Genomic DNA, 19526 nt, shown 5'->3' with positions numbered 1-19526 from the left:
TGCCGGACAGCGCGATGACTGTCCGCACCACGATGGAGGATGCGATGCCCACGCCCCGCGACAACACCCAGGCCCTGGACGCCTTCCTGGCCCGCAAGGCCGAGATCGACACGATGCTGGCGCGGCTGGCGGCGCTCAGCGCGGACCACTTCAACGTCGCGCCCGACGACATCCACTGGGGCCATGTCGGCACCCTGGCCACCTACGCCGAGCTTCTCAAGCGCATCACCGACGCCGCCTTCCGCGAGGGCGAACACGCCGACTGAAGGCGATGCCCCCAAGGCCAGCCCCGACCGGGTCCGCCCGGCGGGGCTCGGGCTGGTGGAAGCGCGCCCGGATCGTCCGGACCACCCGAAGGAGATCGCTATGACGACTTTGTCCGACCTGACCCTGACCCAGCTCGCCACCGCCTATGGCGCCCTGTCCGGCACCGAGACCGGACCGAAGACTTTCAACAGCAAGGCCAGGGCGATCAGCCGGCTGGAGGCGCTGCTGGCCGAGCGCGGCCTGACCATCGCCGACGCCCTGCGCGCCGCCGGGATCGCGGCCGACGTGGCCTTCGACGACAGCGGCTGCGATCCCGAGCCGGCCGGCGCCAGCGGCGGGGACGACCGCCCCGGCGCCGACCTCGAGGCGGCGGTGACCGCCATCGAGGAGACGCTCGCCGCCGAACCGCCGCGCACCAAGCGCAGCCGCGCCGACAGCAAACAAGCGCAGATGATCGCCCTGCTCCGCCGGCCGGAAGGGACCACCATCGCGGAGATCGCGGCGGCCACCGGCTGGCAGGCCCACACGGTGCGCGGGTTCTTTGCCGGGGCGCTGAAGAAGAAGCTCGGCCTCACCGTGACGTCGGAGAAGGTCGAGGAACGCGGGCGGGTCTACAGGATCGCCCCCTGACACAAGTTGGACATCAATTCCTCTGTGCCGCCGCCCTGCCGGGGCGGCGGTCCTAGCCGAGCCGAGAGAGTTCGCCACGCATAAGCCGCAACCAGGGGGGCCACGCCGTTGCCACAGAGGCGAAGCCGGTCCACCCGGAAGGCCAGCCCATCAGCGCCTCGACGAACCGCGGGTTCAGTGTCGGGGTGTCGCCGCAGCCACTCCCGCCACCCATTATCGTCTCCGGGGCCGGGCGGGAACGCCCGCTCACCGCCTGCTCGTTCAAGGGGCGGCTGTTGCGCGCCATCGTCTCCGGCCCGGCCAGCCCGCTGCGCCAGTCGCGCGCCGACGGGGTCGCCCAGCAGCGGGCACGCCCGGTCAGGTCGGCCTCGCGGCGCCGTCCGGCACCCGGCCGGTTGCCGTCGCTGGCCTTCGCCGTCGACCACAGGCGCAGCAATTCGGTGCGGTTCGCCCCGCTGGAGCGCTTGCCCGAACAGGCCCGGGGCGTCGGCCAACCGGCGGGCGAGGACGAACAGCCGTTCGCGTCGATGGGGAGCACCGACTTCCGCCGCCGAGAACAATCCCTCCGCAACGACGAAACCCATTCCTTCCAGCTCTTCCGGACCTCGCGATAGCCGAGGTTGAGATGATTGGGGACGTTCTCCAGGAAAACAGATCCCGGTCGGCGCTCGTCGATGATGCGCGCGACATGGGGCCAAAGATGCCGGGGATCGTCGGTTCCGCGACGACGTCCGGCGACGCTGAACGGCTGGCACGGATAGCCCGCAAGCACGAGGTCCACCGCGCCACGCCATGGGCGACCGTCGAAGCTGGCAAGGTCGTCCCAGACAGGTGCCGGATCCAGGGCCGCGTCCGCCATCCGCGCCACGAGGACGGCCGCGGCGTAGGCGTCCCGCTCGACATAACCCACAGCACGGTATCCGGGTTCGGCGATGTGCAGGCCAAGGTCGAGACCGCCGGCCCCGGCGCACAGCGACAGCCCGAACAGGGGGCCGCCGCCAGCAGCGCCAGTGGCAGATAGAGCCACGTCATGCACCGGCATCCGTTCCGTCGGAAAACGGCGTCCCGTCCGCGCGGGTTGCCCTTTGGCCCGTGAACCCCTCCCACCGCCGCACGATCACGTCGCAATAGGTCGGATCCAGTTCCAGGGCGTAGCAGACCCGCCCCACCGTCTCGGCGGCGATCAGGGTGGTGCCGGAACCGCAGAAGGGTTCATAGAGGACATCGCCCCGCGCGCTGTTGTTGACGATGGGGCGGCGCATCACCTCCACCGGCTTCTGGGTGCCGTGGGGCGTGGCGGCGTCCTCGCCGCCGGCCGGGGCGATCGACCACAGGGTCGACTGGTCGCGGGCACCCTGCCAGTGGCTCTTCGCGCCCTTGCGCACGCCGTACCAGCACGGCTCATGCTGCCAGTGATAATCCCCGCGTCCGAGCGCGAAGCGGCTCTTCGACCAGACGATCTGGGCCCGGATGTCGAAGCCGCAGGCGATCAGGCTTTCGGCCACCGTGGTGGCGTGGATGGCAGCGTGCCAGACATAGGCGACGTCGCCGGGAAACAGCGCCCAGGCATCGCGCCAGTCGGCGCGGTCGTCGTTGGCGACCTTGCCGGTGCGCTTCGTCTTCGCCACCCCCGCCGCGTTGCGCCAGGAGGGATCGTACTCCACGCCATAGGGCGGATCGGTCACCATCAGGTGAGGCCGCGCACCGGCCAGCAGCCGCTCGACATCGCTGGCGCCCGTGGCATCGCCGCACAGCAGCCGATGGGAACCAAGGATCCAGAGATCCCCCGGCCGGGTCACGGGCTCGGCGGGCGGTTCCGGCGTGGCGTCCTCGTCCACCAGCCCTGGCGCCGGATCGTCCAGGTTCAGCAGCCGGTTCAGTTCCCCGGCGTCGAAGCCGAGCCCGTCCAGCGCGGTGCCTTCCTCCACCAGCCGCGCCAGTTCGGCCGACAGCAGCGCATCATCCCAGCCACCGTTCAGGGCGATGCGGTTGTCGGCCAGGCGGAAGGCGCGGGCCTGCGTCTCGGTCAGGTGGCCGAGCCGGATCACCGGCACTTCAGCCAGCCCCAGTCGCCGGGCCGCCAGCAGCCGTCCGTGCCCGGCGATCAGCACGCCGCGATCATCAACCAGCACCGGGTTGTTGAAGCCGAACTCGCGGATGGAGCCCGCGATCTCCGCCACCTGTGCCTCGGAATGGGTGCGCGCGTTGGCGGCATAGGGCAGCAGCCGGTCCAGCGGCCAGCGTTCGATCCGGATATCGTTCAGCATGGGATCAGGCGGCGAAGGCCAGGGTCACGCCCCGCGCGGCGGCGGTTTCGGCGAAGGTGCCGCCGCCTTCCAACCGGGCCGGGCTGGCGGGGAACTGCTCGTTCCAGCGGCGCACCGCCACGTCGACATAGGCCGGCGCCAAATCGACGGCGCAAACCCGCCGGCCGGTGCGTTCGCCGGCGATCAGGGTGGTGCCGGAGCCGGAGAACGGCTCATAGACGACATCGCCCGCATCGGCATAGGCGTTCAGGATCAGTTCGGGCAGCGCCACCGGGAACACCGCCGGGTGCTCCACCTCGATGCCGCGCGCCTTGTGGCGGCCGATGCGGATCACGCTGTCGGGGATGCGGTGGGTCTGCGTCGGCTGGCCGGCATGGGTCCAGGCACCCACGGTGCCGTCCGCCTTGCGCATGGCGGTGGAATGGCCGTCGGCCCGCAGGTGGGTGTCGAGACCGGCATATTTGCAGGGCACGATCTTGTTGGGCTTGCGGCCCTGCCGGTTGAAGTGGAAGACGAACTCGAAGCTCGGCGCCAGCCGCCCGCCCCAATCGCCGGGCAACCCCGGTCCCTGGTCCCAGACATACAGCCCGAAGCGGCGCCAGCCCTGGGTCCGCATCCAGTCCAGCCAGTCCGACCAGTAGGGCAGCCATTCGCCGTCGCGGTGGATCAGCCCGAGATTGACCAGCACCTGCCCCTCAGGGGCCATCGGCAGAAGGGCGAACACGCGCTGCATCAGCGAGTCCCAACGGGCGATGCCGCCGGTGGTGTAATCGCGCTGCTGGCCATAGGGCGGGCTGGTGAAGCACAGGGCGGCACTGTCCCCGCCCAACACCTGTGCCACCGCCGCCGGATCGGTGCTGTCGCCGCAGAGCAGCCGATGCTGCCCCAGCAGCCACAGATCGCCGGCCCGTGTCACCGGATCGGACGGCGGCTCCGGGGCGGCGTCAGGATCGGCGGCGTCGGCGGCTTCCGCATCCTGGTCCGCTGCGTCGTCCAGCGCGGCCAGGATCTGGTCGATCTCGTCGGCGTCGAAGCCGGTCAGCGCCAGGTCCACCGCGTCGAGGCGCAAATCCTTCAGTTCGAGCGCCAGCAACTCGTCGTTCCAGCGCGCTTCCTGGTGGCTGCGGTTGTCCATCAGCCGGTAGGCCCGCGCCTGAGCCGGCGTCAGGTCGGTGGCCACATGCACGGGGACCGTGACCAACCCCAGCCGTCGCGCTGCCTCCAGCCGCGTGTGGCCGGCGACCACCACCATGTCCCGGTCCACCACGATGGGCTGGCGCCAGCCATACTCGGCGATGGACGCCGCCACCTTGGCCACCGCCTCGGCATTGTGCCGCGGGTTGCGGGCATAGGGGATCACCCGCTCGATGGGCAGGTTGATGATCTCCACGATCTCTCCTGAAAGCGAAACGGGCGGCACACGGACGCCAGCGGAAAACGAAACGCCCCGGCATCCGGCGTTTCGCCGATCGGCGGGGGCCGGATGCCGTAAGCCCTTGGCTTTGCAGGTCCGGCCCGGCCGGCGAAACGAAATGCCCTGAATTTTCCGCGTCACTGGCGGAATGCCGAACCTCTGCCGCCAGCATAGGTTGTAGGCCAGGAAGGAACCAGGGGCCGCAACCTTATTGCCCACGGGCGGCCGGATCGGCAATGAAACGATCCATCCCGGCTGCGGCGGTGGCGAAGGGCGCCCCCGCGCACCTCGCCTGAGCATGATGGAAATCTACCCCGGAACCGCCGTTTCCGTCTCAGCGAAAAGTGTCTGCCTTGTCGATTGCGCTACCCTGCGCTGCCGCACGCCGCACGGACCATCGCGATCACCTGCTGGCGCGACCGCTTGCCCGGCACCCGCCGCCCGTTGAGACGCCAGGCGATGACGCAGAGCGCGTAGAGCCAATGCTGATGGGCGGCGGCGCGCGCCAGACCGACCTTCCAGCATACCTCCTTCCAGCGTTCGCCGCCGGCCCGCAGCCAGACGATCCGGGCATCCACCGGATCGAGCCCGATGGTCCAGCCAAGGGTTTCCTCCATGCGGGTGATGGCGGCGGCGGTGGGCAGCGGCGGGCGAAGCTGGGGCGGCTCGCGCCCGACCAGATCGCAGAACTCCGGCACGATCTGCGGCCAAGTGTTGAAGTAGCCGCCGATGCGCCGCTCGGGCAGGCGCTTCAGCACGTCGGCCGCCTCGGTCAGCCGCTCCTCGACCATCAGCGGGGTCCAGCGGGGATCAGCCATGGCGGGCCTCCTTCGCCGGCCGGTCGCCGTAGAGCTTCCGCCCGAGCTGGCGGACCAGTTCGCGATCCGGCCAGGTCAGTCGCTGGTCGTTCTCGCTGACCACCAGGATGCCCTGGGCCTGCCAGCCGTCGCGCTTGATGGCTTCCGGTGGCGTGCGGTCGCCGCCGAAGCCTCTGGGCGTCATCCTCATGGCCGGACCTCCCCGGCGAGCAGATCGGCCACCGCCCCGATCAGCGAGGCCGGCCGTTGGTCGCCGAGCCGGCCCATGCTGCCGGCCAGCCGACGGGGATCGACGCCGTGCTGCAGGAGCAGCGACAGCGCCACGCAGGCGTCATCGAGCAGGGCGTCGAGGTCGGAGCCGATGCGGGCGCCGTCGGCGAACACCTCGCCGGGGCGACCATCGGGGTAGAAGCCGATGGTGACGGTGAAGCGCTGGCCATCGAAGGCGATCTCGGCAGTTTCCGCGGGCCGGCGGTCAGGCCGGCGGATACGGCTCACGGCGCGCCTCCCGCCCGGCGCTGGATGGCCCAGAGCAGCAGCGCCAGGGCGTCGGCCTCGTTGTCATCGGCGGGCTGAAAGCCGCGGGCGCGGACGGCGGCGATCACCGCGTCCTTGCCGGCGTTGCCCTTGCCAGTGGCGAAGCGCTTGATGGTGCCGACCGGCACGCCTTCGTAGGCAATACCCCGGTCCTCGCACCAGGCGGTCAGCGTGGCGAGGAAGCCGCCGTAGACGTGGGCGGCATCGGTGCCAACGTGGCGGCGGACCTCCTCATAGACGACGAGGCCAAGGCCGCCGGTCATGGTGGCGACCTCACCCAGCCAGCGGCGAAAGCGCAGGTAGCGCATGCCACCGCCCGACCAGCGATCCTGGCGGAACGCCTCGGTGCCGGAGACGATGGCACCGTCAGCGGAGCGTAGCGCCCAGCCCATCGTCGATCCGAGATCGAGGGCGAGCACCACGAGCGTGGCGGGCAGGACCGCCAGAGCAGCCGGCCCAGATCCCGGCAGAGCCGGAACCGGAAACAGAGTAGTCATCATGAAGGCTCACGGAGTCGTGGGCCTTCGGCTTTGGTCCCAACCCTTTTACTGCGGCGGGGCATCAGATGCAATCCGGTTTCGGCGGAAATGTTCGCAAAAAGTTCCGGCGAGGGCGGGCGCTTGGTCCCAACGGTCCCTGGTCCCAACGGGGGGTTGGACACCTCATAGCCCAGAAAGATTTTCCCGTTGTTGCTGCCATAAACACCATAAAAGACAACTCAACATAGCATTTTTCTCGGCCCCCTGAACACTTTCACCCCCCCCCCGTTGGGACCGTTGGGACAAAGCCAGCATTCATGCTGGTTTCAGCGGTCCCAACCCCCATCAAGAGGTTGGGACCGGTTGGGACCATAGGGGAAGGGAAATCCGTGGTGACTACGGCAGGTTTGGTCCCAACCTCTGCCGATGTCGGGAGCCGCATGGGCGTGGTTAGGGCCGGGGTGTTCCCAGAGCAAGCAGCGTCAGACCGGCGGTCGCTCGATCTAGTAAACTATCCTTCCCGTTGTCCCCCCTTTTTCACCACCCTGCCTTGCAAGCTCCTATTCCTGATCTTGAACTGCGCCAGAAAAAAGCGGACTATCCCCACCTCGGAAGTGGCATGCCGCCACGGCCCCGTTCGCAGTCCTCTCGGACCGCGTTGTCCCAGAGCAACGGTCGGACCATACGCCCGCTCGCACAGCCTCCGGAATACGTTCATGAGCGACGGAGTTCACCACCAAGCCGAAGCACCGGCGTCGCTATTCGCCGAACTTGACTCACGCGACGTTGCGGTCTGGCTCCAGGAGCCATTCGCTGCTGCTGCGGGACCGGAGAAGGCGGCCAAGGTTCTTGGCCTGCCGTGGGCCTTCGTCTTCAGTGAATCTTCCGACCAAGCGCTGATCACCGCGCTTGAGGCGACGGAGTCGGTGGAGAGTCCCCTCGTCAGACGGCGCGGCATAATTCACATCGTCGACACCAACCCGTCTGATGTCCCGCTACCACCTCGTAGCCTTCCAGTGTTCCTGCTCAACGGGCGCGGAGGCACCCGGAATTCGGGGCTAGCCGCCCTTACCCGGCGACTGACGATGCTGGAGGAACTCCAGCGGCGGTCGATCAAGCATCTCGTAGTCCTAGGTGGTCCGACTTTCGCCCTGCCGCAGGAGCTAACAGGGTTGTGGGCGGAGGGCTTCCGCTCCTTCACAACCGTCGTCAGCGATGCCTCCGACGCCACGGACAAAGCGGCCGCGTGGAGAGCCGAGACGGGCGCGCGGACAATCAGCCTTGTCACGACAGCCGCCGGGGCTTTCGTCGACGATCTGGTGCGTCGCTACATGGAAGGCCGCGACGAGCGGCAGATTCTTCGCCTGCGCGACGCCACCGAGACCCTACACCGACTCGACGTCACCGGTCTCGATGATCCCGAACACCCGCTCTTGGGACGCTACGAGCTCCTCACGGAGGAACACCTCATTCCGCTTCTTCCGGACGACCTGCGCGTCGAAGATGTCGAGGGTTTTTTCAAAGATCCGCGTTCCTCTTGGCGGCCCTTTGCCGCAGGAATGCCGTGGCCGCGCGAGCCCGACGCGCTGAACATCCTCAAGCGGGCGCTTCGAAAGCTCGACCGAGAGGCGGGCGAATCAAATCCCCTGTTCTACGTCAGCGCGGAGTCCGGTGCCGGCGCGACCACCTTCATCCGCAACTTGGCCTGGGAAACCGCGAGCGAGGGGTATCCGACGCTCCTGGCTGCGGCGGCGCCTTTTACACCGAGCAGTGTCGAAGTCACCTCGTATATGTCGCGTTGTATGGAAACGGCCACAAAGACGGGGATCGGGGCGGACACGCGTCTCTATCAGGCTCCTTGGCTGATCGTCTTCGACCGCACCGCCTTGAACGGCCACGAGGATGACCTGATCCATTTCTCGCGCGAGCTTGAAAAGAGCGGGCGCCGGGCGTGCATCGTGTTCGTCACGGACAGCGTCCTGCCGATCGCGATTTATGAAGGAAGCCGGTTTAAACGCTTGGCGGTCCTGACCCATCAGGTGTCGAAGCCGGACGCTGTAGAATTGGGACGGCACCTCAACCGATATTTGCTGAAACATGGAACGGTCCGGTCGGAAGCTGAGTGGAACAACTTCCTTCAGCGCTCAATCGTTGGCCCGGGGAATGGCTATGCCGCCTTCTGGATCGCGCTGTCGTTCTGGCTCCGGCGCCTGTTCGACATGGAAGAAACCATCCAGTCCTGGCTCTACTATCAGTTTCACGAGAAAGTCACCGATCCAGTTCTTCGCCACGCCATCATCGATATCGCTGCGATGAGCACCGTTCACCGGCCGCTGCCAGAGGTACTGCTGCCCGCCTCGCACGATTGGCCGACCGCGGACAAGCTGTGCGACATTCAGTCCGGGCTCGGCGCCCTCGGCATCGTGCGGGGCATCGATAGCACTCAGCGCTACTGGGCGCTCATTCATGACCTGCTTGGCCGTTTCCTGTTGACGGCGCTTTTCTATGACCGCCCTGCACTCGAAGCCGCGGGATTTGGGGAGGCCACCAACCCTGAGCATCTCCGGCTACTCGTATTGAAGCGGATTGCCCGCCTGCCCGGCCTTGCACACAGGGGCCTGCGTGAGGTAGCTGAAGCGTTCGCCACCTCCATTTTCAAAATTGACCCCAGCCATGGGCATGCGCTGTTTGCCCCCTACTGGCGGGAGGCTCTGGTGGCGTTGGACGAGATGCCCCGTGCCTTTCGGACAACAAGCCGGGCATTTCTCCATCATGCCGCGATCTCGCGTCGACGCATTGCCAAGGATAAGTCCGCTTTCGATATTTCGGACGACGAGCGGGCGGAGTTGCTTTCGCGCGCCATCTCGGACATTGAAACGGCCCTCAGCATCACCGGTGACGCCGACGGCGAATCCGACATGAATCTGCTGAACTCTCTCGCCCACGCCTATCATGACTTGGCCGAGGTCGAGGTGCAGCGCCGCGCTAAGCAAGAGCGTATCCAGGATCTGCAGACGAAGGCACGGGATGCGACGCGACGCGCCTACCGGCTCAGCCCCGACAATTCATTCGTTGTAGAAACGTACGCGCGCGACCTTCTGACCGGCGCCCGCAGCGACCCGACGGCCACCGCGGGCAATGCGATCGAAGTTTTGGGGCTCGTGTATGCTGCGATGCAGCGTGGCGCCGCCGAGGCACGCCGTTTCGCGCTCGGGCGGCTGGCTGAGGCCGCACTCGACGTCCTCTTGGAAGTAGCCGGCGAATTCGACGAAAGGAGCAACCCACAGACCGAAAGCGACGCGATCATCGTTGCACTTAAATCACTGGCGGAAGGCGTACGTCGTTTCGAAGGGATGGAACTCAACGATTATCCGGCCACCAATCGCATCAGAGCGGCGGAACATCTCGCAAACCCAATCTTGCGAAGCAACGCTCAGGCCGTGCGCCTTCAATACCTCCTCTGCTGCATGGATCGCCCTCAGGATTTTGCTCAGCAGCTTGAATTTTTGGAGTCCCTTAAGGGGAGTTCCAGCACTTTCACTCCGCAGATGGACCTTGAACTTGCTGTGCTTCTGCACCAGCGCGACCGGCATCACGAAGCGGCCCGCAAGTTCCACGAGCTTCGCCAACGTTGGCAGCGGGAGGAACACTTCGTCGAGGTGCCGGAGCGGCTGAAGTGGCTGCGTGTGCGCGACAGGGATGATCGCCGGCAGGTGCGCGCACGCATCAGCCAGACCGGCGACGGCCGTCACCGCGCCAGGGTCAGCGAAATGCAGGGCGTAGAGGTCACTTTCCGGCCCCAGGAATTCGGCCGGGAGAAACTTCGACCAGGAATGGTTATTAATGGATATATCTCCTTCGGCCACAACGGCCCGTTCCTGCGGCCCCTGACGGCGAACTGAGCCATGGCGGGACTCGTCGAAGACTGGGCTCAGCAGATCGGGTGGAGCGTCCAGAAACGGAACGTTATCTTGGAAGGGCGAAGCGACGTCCTCTTCTTGAAACTTGCCGCAAAACTGTACCGAGAAGAACGAGGAATCGACGTTTTCAACGATTTCGGGGTGTTGGCAGCAGGTGATGGAGATGACGGCGGAGTCGATGGTGTCAACCGCCGGCTGAGCGCGGCACGACAGCTCGCTGAATACGACCTGACACCCGCGGGAGCGAAAAGGTACCGCTTCATTGGCCTTTTCGACAATGACGAAGCCGGTCGCCGGGCCCTAAAACGCGCCTGTAATTTCGATCCACGCGTAGTGCGTTATGAAGATGTCTTTCTGCTGCATCCCGTCATGCCCATAGCCGGCGGCTCTCCAGGATCGGTCGTCGAGAAAAGAGCCGAAACGCTCAACTACGACTTCAGGCGGCTGGACTGGGAAGTTGAAGACCTGTTCTCGCCAGATTTTCTGCGGGCTTTCGTGGCCGACTATCCTAACGCTGTGGTTCATGAGACAACGATCGGGGGACGGACACACCGGGATCTAAGCCGAGATGGAAAAACGGCCTTGAGAGAGTTCGCAGAGAAGTATGCAACTTTGGATGATGTGATCGACTTGATTCGATTGATCTGTTCCCTGAGAGATTATCTTCACCTGCAGCACAACCATATTTTGCCTACCCAGGGGGATTCCGGATGATTCAATCGGCCAGCCAAGTCGGCCGCCGATACCGCCATTCCCGCCGACCACCCGCTCCTGCCTTGTACCGCTCCCACTGCCGGGCCTTCAGATACGCCGCCACGCGCATCTGGTCGCCCCGTGACCACTTTCCCGTTTCAATCCCCAGCGCCCCTTCCAGGATTTCACCCACGGAAACGTCGCAGACCGGCCGGTCGCGCTCGACCTCCTCGTCGCGCCAGTCGTCGTAGCCGGCATAACCGCGGTTGATGCGGCGGCGCTCGTGGGTCAGCCAGCGGTCGATGCGGGCGTCCCAGGCGTCGCCCTGGTAGCGGGCTTCCTGCTCGATCCTAGCGGCGGCGATCAGATCGGGATCGTCCAGCCACCAGATGGCGCCGTCGCGGAAACGGGCCACCGCCTCGGCCCAAAGCTGGTCGCGGTCCTGCCGCAGGGCGTCCAGGTCGATGCGGCCGCAGCGCAGCGGCCAGAAGCGGCGGTTGCCGGTTTCGTCGCGCAGGTAGGTGTCCGGGTTGACGGAACCGGCGAAGACGCACTGGCGGGGCACGTCGATGACGTAGCGCTCGTACGGCGGGCGGTAGCGGTCGGTGGTGCGGGTCAGGAAGGCCTTGATGCGCTCGACCTCGGCCCGGCCGATGGCGTCCAGTTCGGCGATCTCGATGATCCAGACGCCGCGCATCTGCTGGGCGCAGTCCCTGCTGCCGATCTCCGCCAGTTCGTCGGTGAACCAGTCCTCGCCGGCCAGGACCTTCAGCGCGGTCGATTTGCCGGTACCCTGCGGCCCTTCCAGGATCAGCATGTGGTCGACCTTGGCGCCCGGCCGCAGGATGCGGGCGACGGCGGAGATCAGCCAGCGGGCGCCGAAGGCGTGGCTGAGCGGCGTGTCCTTGGCGCCAAGATAGCGGATGGCCCAGGTCTCCAGCCGCGCCGTGCCGTCCCAGCGCAGATGATCGAGATAGTCACGCACCGGATGGACGCGGATGTCGTTGGCCACCGCGCCGACGCTGCGGCTGACCACCAGGGGCGTGACGTTGATCTCGCGGCGCTGGAGCCATTCGGCGCAGCGCACGTCGTCGGTGGCATTCCAGGGGCGCGCGGCCGGGAACGGGGCGCTTTCCCAGGGCAGCGGGCGGGCCGCCAGAATCTCCTGCCGGAATTCGTCGAAGACCAGGGCCCCGGCGAAGGCCGGATCATTGGACAGGGCGGTGATGACATTGGCCTCGTTGCGCTCCGGCGTGCCGTCATCGCCGATGCGCAGCATGGCGGCCCAGGGCGAACGGATCGCCGGCGCGTCACCGCCGCCGCCATTCAGCCGGCGGCGCAGGTCGCGAAGCTGCTTCTCCAGCACCGAGACCGGGATGCGGGTGGTGGCCTTGATGGTGGTCAGCAGGTGCCGGATGGGCACGGGGTCGAGCCGCGCGGTGGCGATGGCACCCAGAAGGCGGGCAAGGTCCGTCATGTCGGGCGGACAGGTGAGCGCGAGGGCGGCGGCTTCCATCTCCGCCAGGGTGTTGAGCGTCCGGGCAGGTTGCGCGGCAGGCTCCAGGCTATAGTCAGCGGCACTCTTCCCCTGCCGCAGATCATCGTTGAAATCATCGCCGTGCAGCGGGACGACGATAGAGTTGAGGATGTCCGCCCGGTTCAGCCGGTCAGCCAGCGCAGCGGCGGCTTGGCGGCCAGCGTCCCCGGCGTCGGCGAAGATGGTGATTTGGCTTGTGCCCTCCGGCCATTGAAACCGGCGCACGCCGTCCGCGGACAGACCGGCCCAGGTGGGAATGCCGAAGATCGCCGTTGCGGCCAGCGCCGTCTCGATACCTTCGGCCACGCCCAGATGACCGTCTGCGCCAAGGGGAGCCAGCCGGACATGCCCATTCGCAATCGGCCCCAGCATCTTCTTGCCCGGCGGCGCCTTGCACGAGCCGTCGTCGAGCAGGAAGGTGCGGTGGATGCCGCCGGTGGGCTGGCCGGCGCCGTCGCGCACCACCGCCACGAGGCCGGGCCAGCCGCGCGCGGTGTCGCGGTCGGCGAGATCGTCGTGATAGAGCAGGTCCGGCGATCCCGGATCGGCCAGTCCCCGGCTGCGCAGGTAGGTTTCGGCCACGGTGCCGGCGAGCGGGCGGCAGCCGTCGAGGATGCGGGCGACCTCCAGGCTGTGGTCCGGCCTGCCCGAAGCGGGCCGCGGCGCCGACACTGGCAGGTCCATACGGGCGAGCCGGACCGCCTCCTCGAACAGCGGCCCATCCTCCAGGCCGGTGGCGTAGTGGATCAGGTCAATGGGTCCGGCGCTCTCGCCGGTGGCGAAGTCGAAACCCCAGCCGGCATGGCTGCCCACCAGGTGCAGCACGCAGGAGCCCTCGTTGCGCGGCGGCCGGCCGGAGAGATCGGCACAGCGCAGGGTGCGTCGGTCGGCGGAGAGGCGGCCCCTGGGGAACAGCGGCGGCAGCCAGTCGGGCGCGGACGCCGCCAGCCTGTCGCGGACCTGTCGCAGGTCGAACCGGGGTGGCGGCTGCCAGACGTCGTTGAGGTCGATCATGCCAGGATCACCAGTCCCTTCTCGGCCCGGGTGATGGCGGTGTAGAGCCAGCGGGCGCGGTCCTCCGCCGTGCGGCCCAGCCCGTCGTCCCAGACGATGACGTTCTCCCACTGGCTGCCCTGGGCCTTGTGCCCGGTGATGGCCCAGCCGTAGGTCGCCTCAATCAGATACTTCTTTTCCTTCCAGTCCCGGTCGTTGCGGTCCTTGTCGAGCGCGTGGTGATCTTCGAAGTGCCCCTTGTAGAGGCGCAGCCGGTTGTGCCGGCCGTCCGGGCCGACGGCGCCGATGGCGTTGCCGTCCTCGTCGGTCACCGCGGCGGAGAAGTACAGGCCGCCCTCGTCCACGATGTCGTCCAGCGTCAGGAACATGCCGTTGATCAGGCCAAGGTCGTTGCGGTTCTTCAGGCAGACGACTTTCTCGGCCGGTCCGGTCGGAAACCAGCCGCCATTGAGGCCGGCGGCGCGGCGCAGGGCGTTGTTCAGTTGCAGCCGGGTGGCGTTCAGGCCGCAGATCACCTGTCCGCCGCGCAGGCACTGGTCCGGCGTCACCGCCGTCTTGGCCAGCTTCCAGACGTGATCATCATGCCGGCCCATGGGGATCGGCCGGCCCTCCCGTGCCCAGGTGGCCAGCCGGATGACGGCGCTCTCCGCCGCCTGCCGGTGGATCTCGGTCAGCATGATGTCGGGGGCCTGTTGCGTGAAGGCGCCTTCGCCCTTGATCGGCGGCAACTGGCCGGGGTCGCCCAGCACCAGGATGGGCTTGCCGAAGGACAGCAGGTCGCGGGCCATCTCGGCGCCCACCATCGACACCTCGTCTAGCACGATCAGCCGGCAGTGGGCGGCGTCGCTGTCGGGGTTGAGGTCGAAGCGGGGTTTGCGCATGTCCTTCAGCCCCTGGCGCATGGCCTCGATCGCCGCCTCGGCGGTGACGCGCTCGAAGCCGGACAGGGCGCGCGCCTTCTGCTCGGCGTCGGCGATCTTCCGCCGCGCCGCCTCGATCTCCTCCTCGGTCGCCTCGATCACGCGGTAGATCAGGCTGTGGATGGTGCGGGCGGGCGTGCCTTTGCGCCGCAGCACCAGCGCCGCCTTGCCGGTGAAGGTGGCGGTGACCACGCCCGGCACCATCGCGCCGCCATCTTTGCCGGAGCGGTGCGGATCGATGCCCAAATCGTCCAGCGCAAATTTCAATACGGTGCTCTTGCCGGTGCCGGCATAGCCGAAGAGACGGAACACCGGCTGTTCATGGGTGCGGTTCTCGAACCAGTCGTGGATGGCAGCGATGGCGCGGGCCTGGGTGGCGGAGGGGATGATGCCGGTCATGGCGCAGGCCCCCAGCAACGGTCCTGCCATGGGCAAGGCGCGTGCCATTCGCCCCCGGTCCAGCCGCCACGGCACAGCGCCGAGGTGCGGTGGGCGGCGGCACGGGGCAACAGTTCCTGCACCGCGGATGCCTGTACCACCTCCACCGCCCGGTCGCTCATGCGCTGGGCCAGCGGCGCGTCGAAGGGCACCAGTTCGGCGTGCAGTTCCCAACTGTCGCGGTTCAGCGCCGTGAACAGGGCCGGTTCGGCTAGGTCCATATAGGCCTGATAAAGCGCGATCTGTGCTGCGTAGACCGGCCGGGCAAGGACGACACCCCGCTTGACCACCTCCTTCCACGGGGCCGCCCCCAGGCATTTATTCTCCCACAGGGCCGGATAGGCCATGGCGGCGGGTCCGGCGACGAGGCAGCCGTCGATGTGGCCCTTGAACCGCCCGCCCAGTGCCGCGAAGCCGAACTGCCTCCCGTCCCGGCGGTGCGTGCGCAGGTCGAAGCCGGCGGCGCGCAGCCAGTCGGCGACGACGTCCTCGCCACGATGGCCGGCATCGAAGATGCGCAGAGTGGCGCCCGTGAAATCAGCCCCTGCATCCTTTGGCACGGCGAGATAGTCGTATTGGATCTGGCGCAGGCATTCGCGGCCGATGCCCGAGGTGCTGACGTAGCGGCGTGGGGGCTGCGCCCGGTTGCGGGCGACCAGGATGGCGTCGATGGCGGTGTTGACCGCGGCGGCCAGATCGGGCGGACGGGCCGGCCCCTCGTACTGGCAGCCGGACCCATGGTTGAGGTCGATCATGCGCCGCGCTCCCAGAAGCCGCCGCCCTGCGCGATGCAGCGAAGCTTGCGGTCCTGCGCGTCGGTCAGCCGGGCGCGGCTGCCGTAGGTCTCGAACTTCTCCCGCAGGCTCTCGCAGAACGCGATCTCGAAGTCGGTCTCAGCGTTGGCATCGGCCGCCTCGAGCAGTTGAAGCCACTCCCCGGCCGGTCCGTCGTCGTTCAGATCCATCATGACGGCCGGCCCTCTCAAAAAGGCAAAGGGTCGTCCAGCGCGGTGCCGGTCCGCTCCCGCACACCGGCCCGCCGCTGCATGCTGTCGACGTAGCCGGTGACGGCCGCCTCGATCAGGCGGTCGATCTCGGCAGCGGTACGGTGGAAGAAGGGGTCCATCAGCCCGAGCTCGGTCAGGGCCTCGGCGAACGGGCGGCGGGCGTCCTTCAGCGCCTGCACCTCCCGCGCGGTTTTGTCGATCATGCCGTTGTTCTCCTTTGCCAGACGGGCGCCGGCATCGAGGCAGCCCATGGAGCAGAAGCGGTGGAGCCGGTCGGGATGGCCGGGATGGCTGTAGAGGAAGCCGCGGCCCTCCCGGTCGCAGACCGAGCAGAGCCTCACCCGAGCAAGAGCCGGGTCAGGTCCCGGTTGTCGTCCGGCCGGTCGCGGATCCGTTCCGAGGCCAGGACCACGAACCGGGCGATGGCGTTGGCCGCCATCGCTTCCAGTTCGGGCAGGGTCAGCACGGCGATGGGCTGGTGCAGCCGGCCGCGTCCTTCGAGCCATTGTCCGATCGCCTTCGCCGCTTCGCGCGTCACCTGCGCCTGCCAGTCATCGTCGGTCATGGTGGTCGGGGCCGGCCCTGCATCGTCATCGGCGCGGCCCCGCTCCCCGGTCAGCCGTTGAGCCACGCCGGCCCGGCGGGCGGAGCGGCGGGCGGCGGCGACGCGGGGGCCGTGGTCTGCCCCGCCCACGCGGGCGCCGTCGCGGGGGCGGCAGGCGATGTGTTCCAGGCCGCCCCGGCATTGGGGTTGGCGGCCGGCGGGGTCGTGGCCCAGGCGGGACCGCCCTGCGCCGCGGGTTCCGCCGCCTTGCGCGGCTTGGCGTTCACCGGCTCCGGAGGCACAGCCTCACCCCGCAACACAGCGGAATGCTGCGGCTCGTCGGGCGTCACCACATGGGCCAGCTTGTTGGCGTCCTTGTACTGAGGGCTGCTCGCCGGCTCGACCATGATGCGGGCGACGAAGGTGATCCCGTCCAGGTCCTTCAGCCCGCGCAGAGTGCGCTTCGCCTTGGCGGCGTCGCTCATGTCCTTTGGATCAAGGCCGAGGGCGCTGTCCACCATGGCGCGGAAGGCGGCCTTGGCGATGTTCCAGCCCTTGGACACGCCCTTGTCGTCCAGCTTGCCGCCGGCGACGGTGAAGTTCTGCCAGAACTTCCGCCGGGCGAACGCCCCCTCGACCACGGTGAACTCGCAGTCGAGCATCTTGGCATCGGAGGATTTCGAGGCGGTCAGCAGGCCGGCGTCCAGTGGGCTGGAGCCGTTCACGCCGCCGGGTCGGATGGTCATCCGCACCCGGGCGAAAGTACCGTCCGGGATCAGGTCGCCGGCCGGGGCCATCTGCGGCTGGGCATCGTTCAGATCGTACATGGTGGTCTCCTTCAGGCAGCGGTGGCGGCAGGGCCGGGCGCGTTGATCTTGGCGAAGAGGGCGGAGAGGTCGGGCGGTTCGGTCGGGTCGAGGCGGCCGCTGCGATCCTTGGCCGGCAGGCCCCAGGGATTGCCGGCGCGGCAGACCAGCCGCCGGTGCTCGCCCTTCTCGTTGAAGGCGAAAGTTCCGTCGGCAGCGCGGTCGAAGAAATGCATCGTCATGACCTGGTCGACGATGCCCGGCAGTTCGCGGCCGATCTTGGCGCCCTCCATCTGGGGCTGCCAAGTGACGGCGTTGAAGTCGTCGGTGACCCGCTCCAGCACGCCGACGAAGACCACCGTCTTGCCGGGCGCGTGCTGCAGCAGCTTCAAGGCGTGGATCACCTCGCGCCCCAAGAGGCCATAGGCGCCCCGGACGTCAGGCTTGCCGGTGCGGTCCGAGAAGGCCTCGGGCTGCTGGCGGGCGAAGGTCATCACCTGCCGCGAGAGGTCGGTGATGCTGTCGACGAAGAGGATCGGCTTCGATGCCAGGAACGCCTCCAGCCCGGTGTCGGCGTGCGTGGCCCGGACATGCTGGTAATGGGCCTCGCCATAGGTGGCGGTTGGGTGGACGGCCGGGTCGGGGCCGCTGATCAGGACGACGAGGTCGCGGAAGTCCAAGTAGCTGCGGATCGGGATGCTGGCGCCCCGCCAGTCCTGCACCGACTTCAGGCCCGCCTCCAGGTCGAGGCACAGGGTGCGGTCCGGCGGCAGGGTCTTCAGCAGCGAGGTCTTGCCGACGCCGGGTGGTCCGAAGATGGCGAAGCTGATCTTTGTGCTGGCGGCCGACAGGCGCTCGTCGGCCGTGATGATGCGGATGGCCATGGTGGGGAATCCTTGAAGCTTCAGGGCCAATGGGTCGCGGCGGGGTGTTGACCAGGCGCCGAAGGGAGGCCCGCCCGTCCTTGCGGAGAGGGCCACCCCGCCGCGTCCGGGCAGGGTCAGCGCGGCGTCGGCCGCTCGATGCGGAAGCTCGGCTTGCCGAGCCGGACGGTGCGCGCCGGCTCGAACAGCCTGCGGATTTCCGGGGGCCAGGCGCCGTACTTCGTCTCGCTGACCTTGATCTCGGTGGTCACGTAGTCGTCGGGGTTGGAGCCCCAGGACCGGATGGTCTCGATGGCCGCGCGGAGCTTCTCCTGGTCGTACTCGGGCTTCTTCGGCACGTCGCAGACGGCGACGAAGCCGTCGGCCTCCTCGATCCGGACGATGCCAGCCAGCTTGCCCTGATCGCGGCGCAAGGTCTGGGCGCGCTCGCCATAGCGCAGGGCCAGCGCCCCGTTCAGCCGGTCGTCCAGCCGCTTCAGCCGGGCCTTCTCCTCGGCCAGATCGTCGAGCAGCAGGGCCAGCTGGTCGACCGGGAGGTTGGCGATCTCACCGACCGGCATCGCCGTCAGGGCGTCCAGGGTGACCCGGTTGGTCGGCGTCGGGGTGGCGGTCATGGAAACCTCCTGCCGGCCTTGCGGCCGGACGTCTTGATCGCGAGATAGGCCATGTGCCCGTCGGCGCGGCGGCGCTGCGCGGCCGTCAGCGCGTCCTCGGTGACCAGCGCCAGGACGCGGTCGGCCAGCCGGCACAGCGCCTCCCGCTGCGGGTCGGTGAGGCCGGCGCTGCCGCGCACGCGGTCGGCGGCGAGGTGGCCGATGTGGTAGAGGAAGCGGTCACCCGGCTGCGCGGTCCGGAGCCAGTCCAGCAGCGCTGTTTCGTCGGCGACCAGGGTGCGGGTGGGATCGGGTGTCTGCATCCCCAGTGAAGTACAGGATGCGGTTCCCTGGACCAATTCGCGTGTTTTCGCCCGGTTTCGCCCGCGAACGGGCGAGAAAACAAAGGGATTGGCGCGTGGTCCTGCGGACGCTGTTCTCGCCATGGCCTGGATCATGCGACCGCCTCCCGCTGCTTCTCAGCTTCGAAGGCCTCGATGTCTTCCAGGCGGTAGACGACGCGGCCGCCGATCTTCAGGTATTTCGGCCCCTGTCCCAGCCAGCGCCAGCGCTCCAGGGTGCGCGGGCTGATCCGCCAGCGTCGGGCCAGGTCGGTCTGTGTCAAATGACTGACTGCCATCACGGTCTCCTGCGGTTTCCGGTGAAAACCTGCGGAGACGATGGCAGAGGCGAAGGGAGGAGCCGGGAAGGGCTGAAGGTAGGAGTCGCAGAAAGGGCAAAAAATAAGGCCGCCCGGAG

Annotated in this window: 22 protein-coding genes; 4 read left to right on the top strand and 18 right to left on the bottom strand. The window is 67.8% G+C overall.

Annotated elements, in window-relative coordinates:
- Positions 1-14: 14 nt before the first annotated feature.
- Positions 15-266, top strand: a complete 252-nt coding sequence (locus RC1_RS00255; protein WP_012565304.1) for a hypothetical protein — start codon at positions 15-17, stop codon at positions 264-266.
- Between the two features lie 100 nt (positions 267-366).
- Positions 367-897, top strand: a complete 531-nt coding sequence (locus RC1_RS20570; protein ID WP_012565303.1) for a DUF3489 domain-containing protein — start codon at positions 367-369, stop codon at positions 895-897.
- Positions 898-949: 52 nt separating this feature from the next.
- On the opposite strand, the gene RC1_RS20565 is transcribed toward RC1_RS20570, so the two are convergent.
- From RC1_RS20565 to RC1_RS00210, 7 genes are all read right to left on the bottom strand, one after another.
- On the bottom strand, positions 950-1939 hold the full coding sequence (locus RC1_RS20565; protein WP_202795556.1) for a DNA cytosine methyltransferase: 990 nt from the start codon (positions 1937-1939) through the stop codon (positions 950-952).
- Positions 1926-3164, bottom strand: coding sequence for a site-specific DNA-methyltransferase (locus tag RC1_RS00235; protein WP_012565302.1), 1239 nt, complete (start codon positions 3162-3164; stop codon positions 1926-1928). Before RC1_RS00235 ends, RC1_RS20565 begins: the two co-directional genes overlap by 14 nt.
- 4 nt (positions 3165-3168) lie before the next feature.
- The gene (locus tag RC1_RS00230) at positions 3169-4554 is read right to left on the bottom strand and encodes a DNA modification methylase (RefSeq protein WP_012565301.1); all 1386 of its coding nucleotides are present in this window, start codon (positions 4552-4554) and stop codon (positions 3169-3171) included.
- A gap of 389 nt (positions 4555-4943) precedes the next feature.
- The gene (locus tag RC1_RS00225; RefSeq protein WP_012565300.1) at positions 4944-5396 is read right to left on the bottom strand and encodes a DUF6362 family protein; all 453 of its coding nucleotides are present in this window, start codon (positions 5394-5396) and stop codon (positions 4944-4946) included.
- Positions 5389-5586, bottom strand: a complete 198-nt coding sequence (locus RC1_RS00220; RefSeq protein WP_012565299.1) for a hypothetical protein — start codon at positions 5584-5586, stop codon at positions 5389-5391. The genes RC1_RS00225 and RC1_RS00220 overlap by 8 nt, the downstream gene beginning before the upstream one ends.
- Positions 5583-5894 carry a TSCPD domain-containing protein gene (locus tag RC1_RS00215; protein WP_012565298.1) on the bottom strand — a complete coding sequence of 104 codons (312 nt, stop codon included), beginning with the start codon at positions 5892-5894 and terminating at the stop codon, positions 5583-5585. The genes RC1_RS00220 and RC1_RS00215 overlap by 4 nt, the downstream gene beginning before the upstream one ends.
- Positions 5891-6433: a hypothetical protein gene (locus RC1_RS00210; RefSeq protein ID WP_473965373.1), complete on the bottom strand. Its 543-nt coding sequence runs from the start codon at positions 6431-6433 to the stop codon at positions 5891-5893. The genes RC1_RS00215 and RC1_RS00210 overlap by 4 nt, the downstream gene beginning before the upstream one ends.
- Before the next feature lie 695 nt (positions 6434-7128).
- Here RC1_RS00210 and RC1_RS19750 point away from each other — a divergent pair.
- Entirely contained in the window at positions 7129-10314 is a 3186-nt protein-coding gene (locus tag RC1_RS19750) for a hypothetical protein (RefSeq protein WP_148213341.1), read from the top strand.
- A 3-nt stretch (positions 10315-10317) separates the two neighbouring features.
- The gene (locus tag RC1_RS21275; protein ID WP_148213340.1) at positions 10318-11046 is read left to right on the top strand and encodes a hypothetical protein; all 729 of its coding nucleotides are present in this window, start codon (positions 10318-10320) and stop codon (positions 11044-11046) included.
- 1 nt (position 11047) lies between these two features.
- Here the strand turns inward: RC1_RS21275 and RC1_RS00200 are convergent, their stop codons facing one another.
- From RC1_RS00200 to RC1_RS00150, 11 genes are all read right to left on the bottom strand, one after another.
- Positions 11048-13576 (bottom strand): VapE domain-containing protein, encoded by a 2529-nt coding sequence (locus tag RC1_RS00200; protein ID WP_012565294.1) that lies wholly within the window; start codon positions 13574-13576, stop codon positions 11048-11050.
- Positions 13573-14925, bottom strand: a complete 1353-nt coding sequence (locus RC1_RS00195; protein WP_234703809.1) for an ATP-dependent DNA helicase — start codon at positions 14923-14925, stop codon at positions 13573-13575. The genes RC1_RS00200 and RC1_RS00195 overlap by 4 nt, the downstream gene beginning before the upstream one ends.
- A complete protein-coding gene (locus RC1_RS00190; RefSeq protein ID WP_012565292.1) occupies positions 14892-15689 on the bottom strand; it encodes a hypothetical protein in 798 nt (265 codons plus the stop codon). Before RC1_RS00190 ends, RC1_RS00195 begins: the two co-directional genes overlap by 34 nt.
- Positions 15686-15901: a hypothetical protein gene (locus RC1_RS00185; RefSeq protein WP_012565291.1), complete on the bottom strand. Its 216-nt coding sequence runs from the start codon at positions 15899-15901 to the stop codon at positions 15686-15688. The genes RC1_RS00190 and RC1_RS00185 overlap by 4 nt, the downstream gene beginning before the upstream one ends.
- Positions 15902-15915: 14 nt before the next feature.
- Positions 15916-16281: a DUF6511 domain-containing protein gene (locus tag RC1_RS00180; protein ID WP_012565290.1), complete on the bottom strand. Its 366-nt coding sequence runs from the start codon at positions 16279-16281 to the stop codon at positions 15916-15918.
- Positions 16278-16505, bottom strand: coding sequence for a hypothetical protein (locus RC1_RS00175; RefSeq protein WP_041785640.1), 228 nt, complete (start codon positions 16503-16505; stop codon positions 16278-16280). Before RC1_RS00175 ends, RC1_RS00180 begins: the two co-directional genes overlap by 4 nt.
- 50 nt (positions 16506-16555) lie before the next feature.
- On the bottom strand, positions 16556-17311 hold the full coding sequence (locus RC1_RS00170; protein WP_012565288.1) for a hypothetical protein: 756 nt from the start codon (positions 17309-17311) through the stop codon (positions 16556-16558).
- A gap of 11 nt (positions 17312-17322) precedes the next feature.
- Complete coding sequence (locus tag RC1_RS00165; RefSeq protein WP_012565287.1) at positions 17323-18174, bottom strand: ATP-binding protein; 852 nt, start codon at positions 18172-18174, stop codon at positions 17323-17325.
- Between the two features lie 116 nt (positions 18175-18290).
- Positions 18291-18788 carry a hypothetical protein gene (locus RC1_RS00160; protein ID WP_012565286.1) on the bottom strand — a complete coding sequence of 166 codons (498 nt, stop codon included), beginning with the start codon at positions 18786-18788 and terminating at the stop codon, positions 18291-18293.
- Positions 18785-19090, bottom strand: coding sequence for a hypothetical protein (locus RC1_RS00155; RefSeq protein WP_012565285.1), 306 nt, complete (start codon positions 19088-19090; stop codon positions 18785-18787). The genes RC1_RS00160 and RC1_RS00155 overlap by 4 nt, the downstream gene beginning before the upstream one ends.
- 131 nt (positions 19091-19221) lie before the next feature.
- A complete protein-coding gene (locus RC1_RS00150) occupies positions 19222-19407 on the bottom strand; it encodes a helix-turn-helix transcriptional regulator (protein WP_012565284.1) in 186 nt (61 codons plus the stop codon).
- Between the last annotated feature and the right edge of the window lie 119 nt (positions 19408-19526).

The organism is Rhodospirillum centenum SW, assembly GCF_000016185.1.
Taxonomy (GTDB): Bacteria; Pseudomonadota; Alphaproteobacteria; order Azospirillales; family Azospirillaceae; genus Rhodocista; species Rhodocista centena.
Note: the sequence above shows the minus strand (reverse complement) of the source record. Positions and strands in the feature narration are given on the sequence as shown.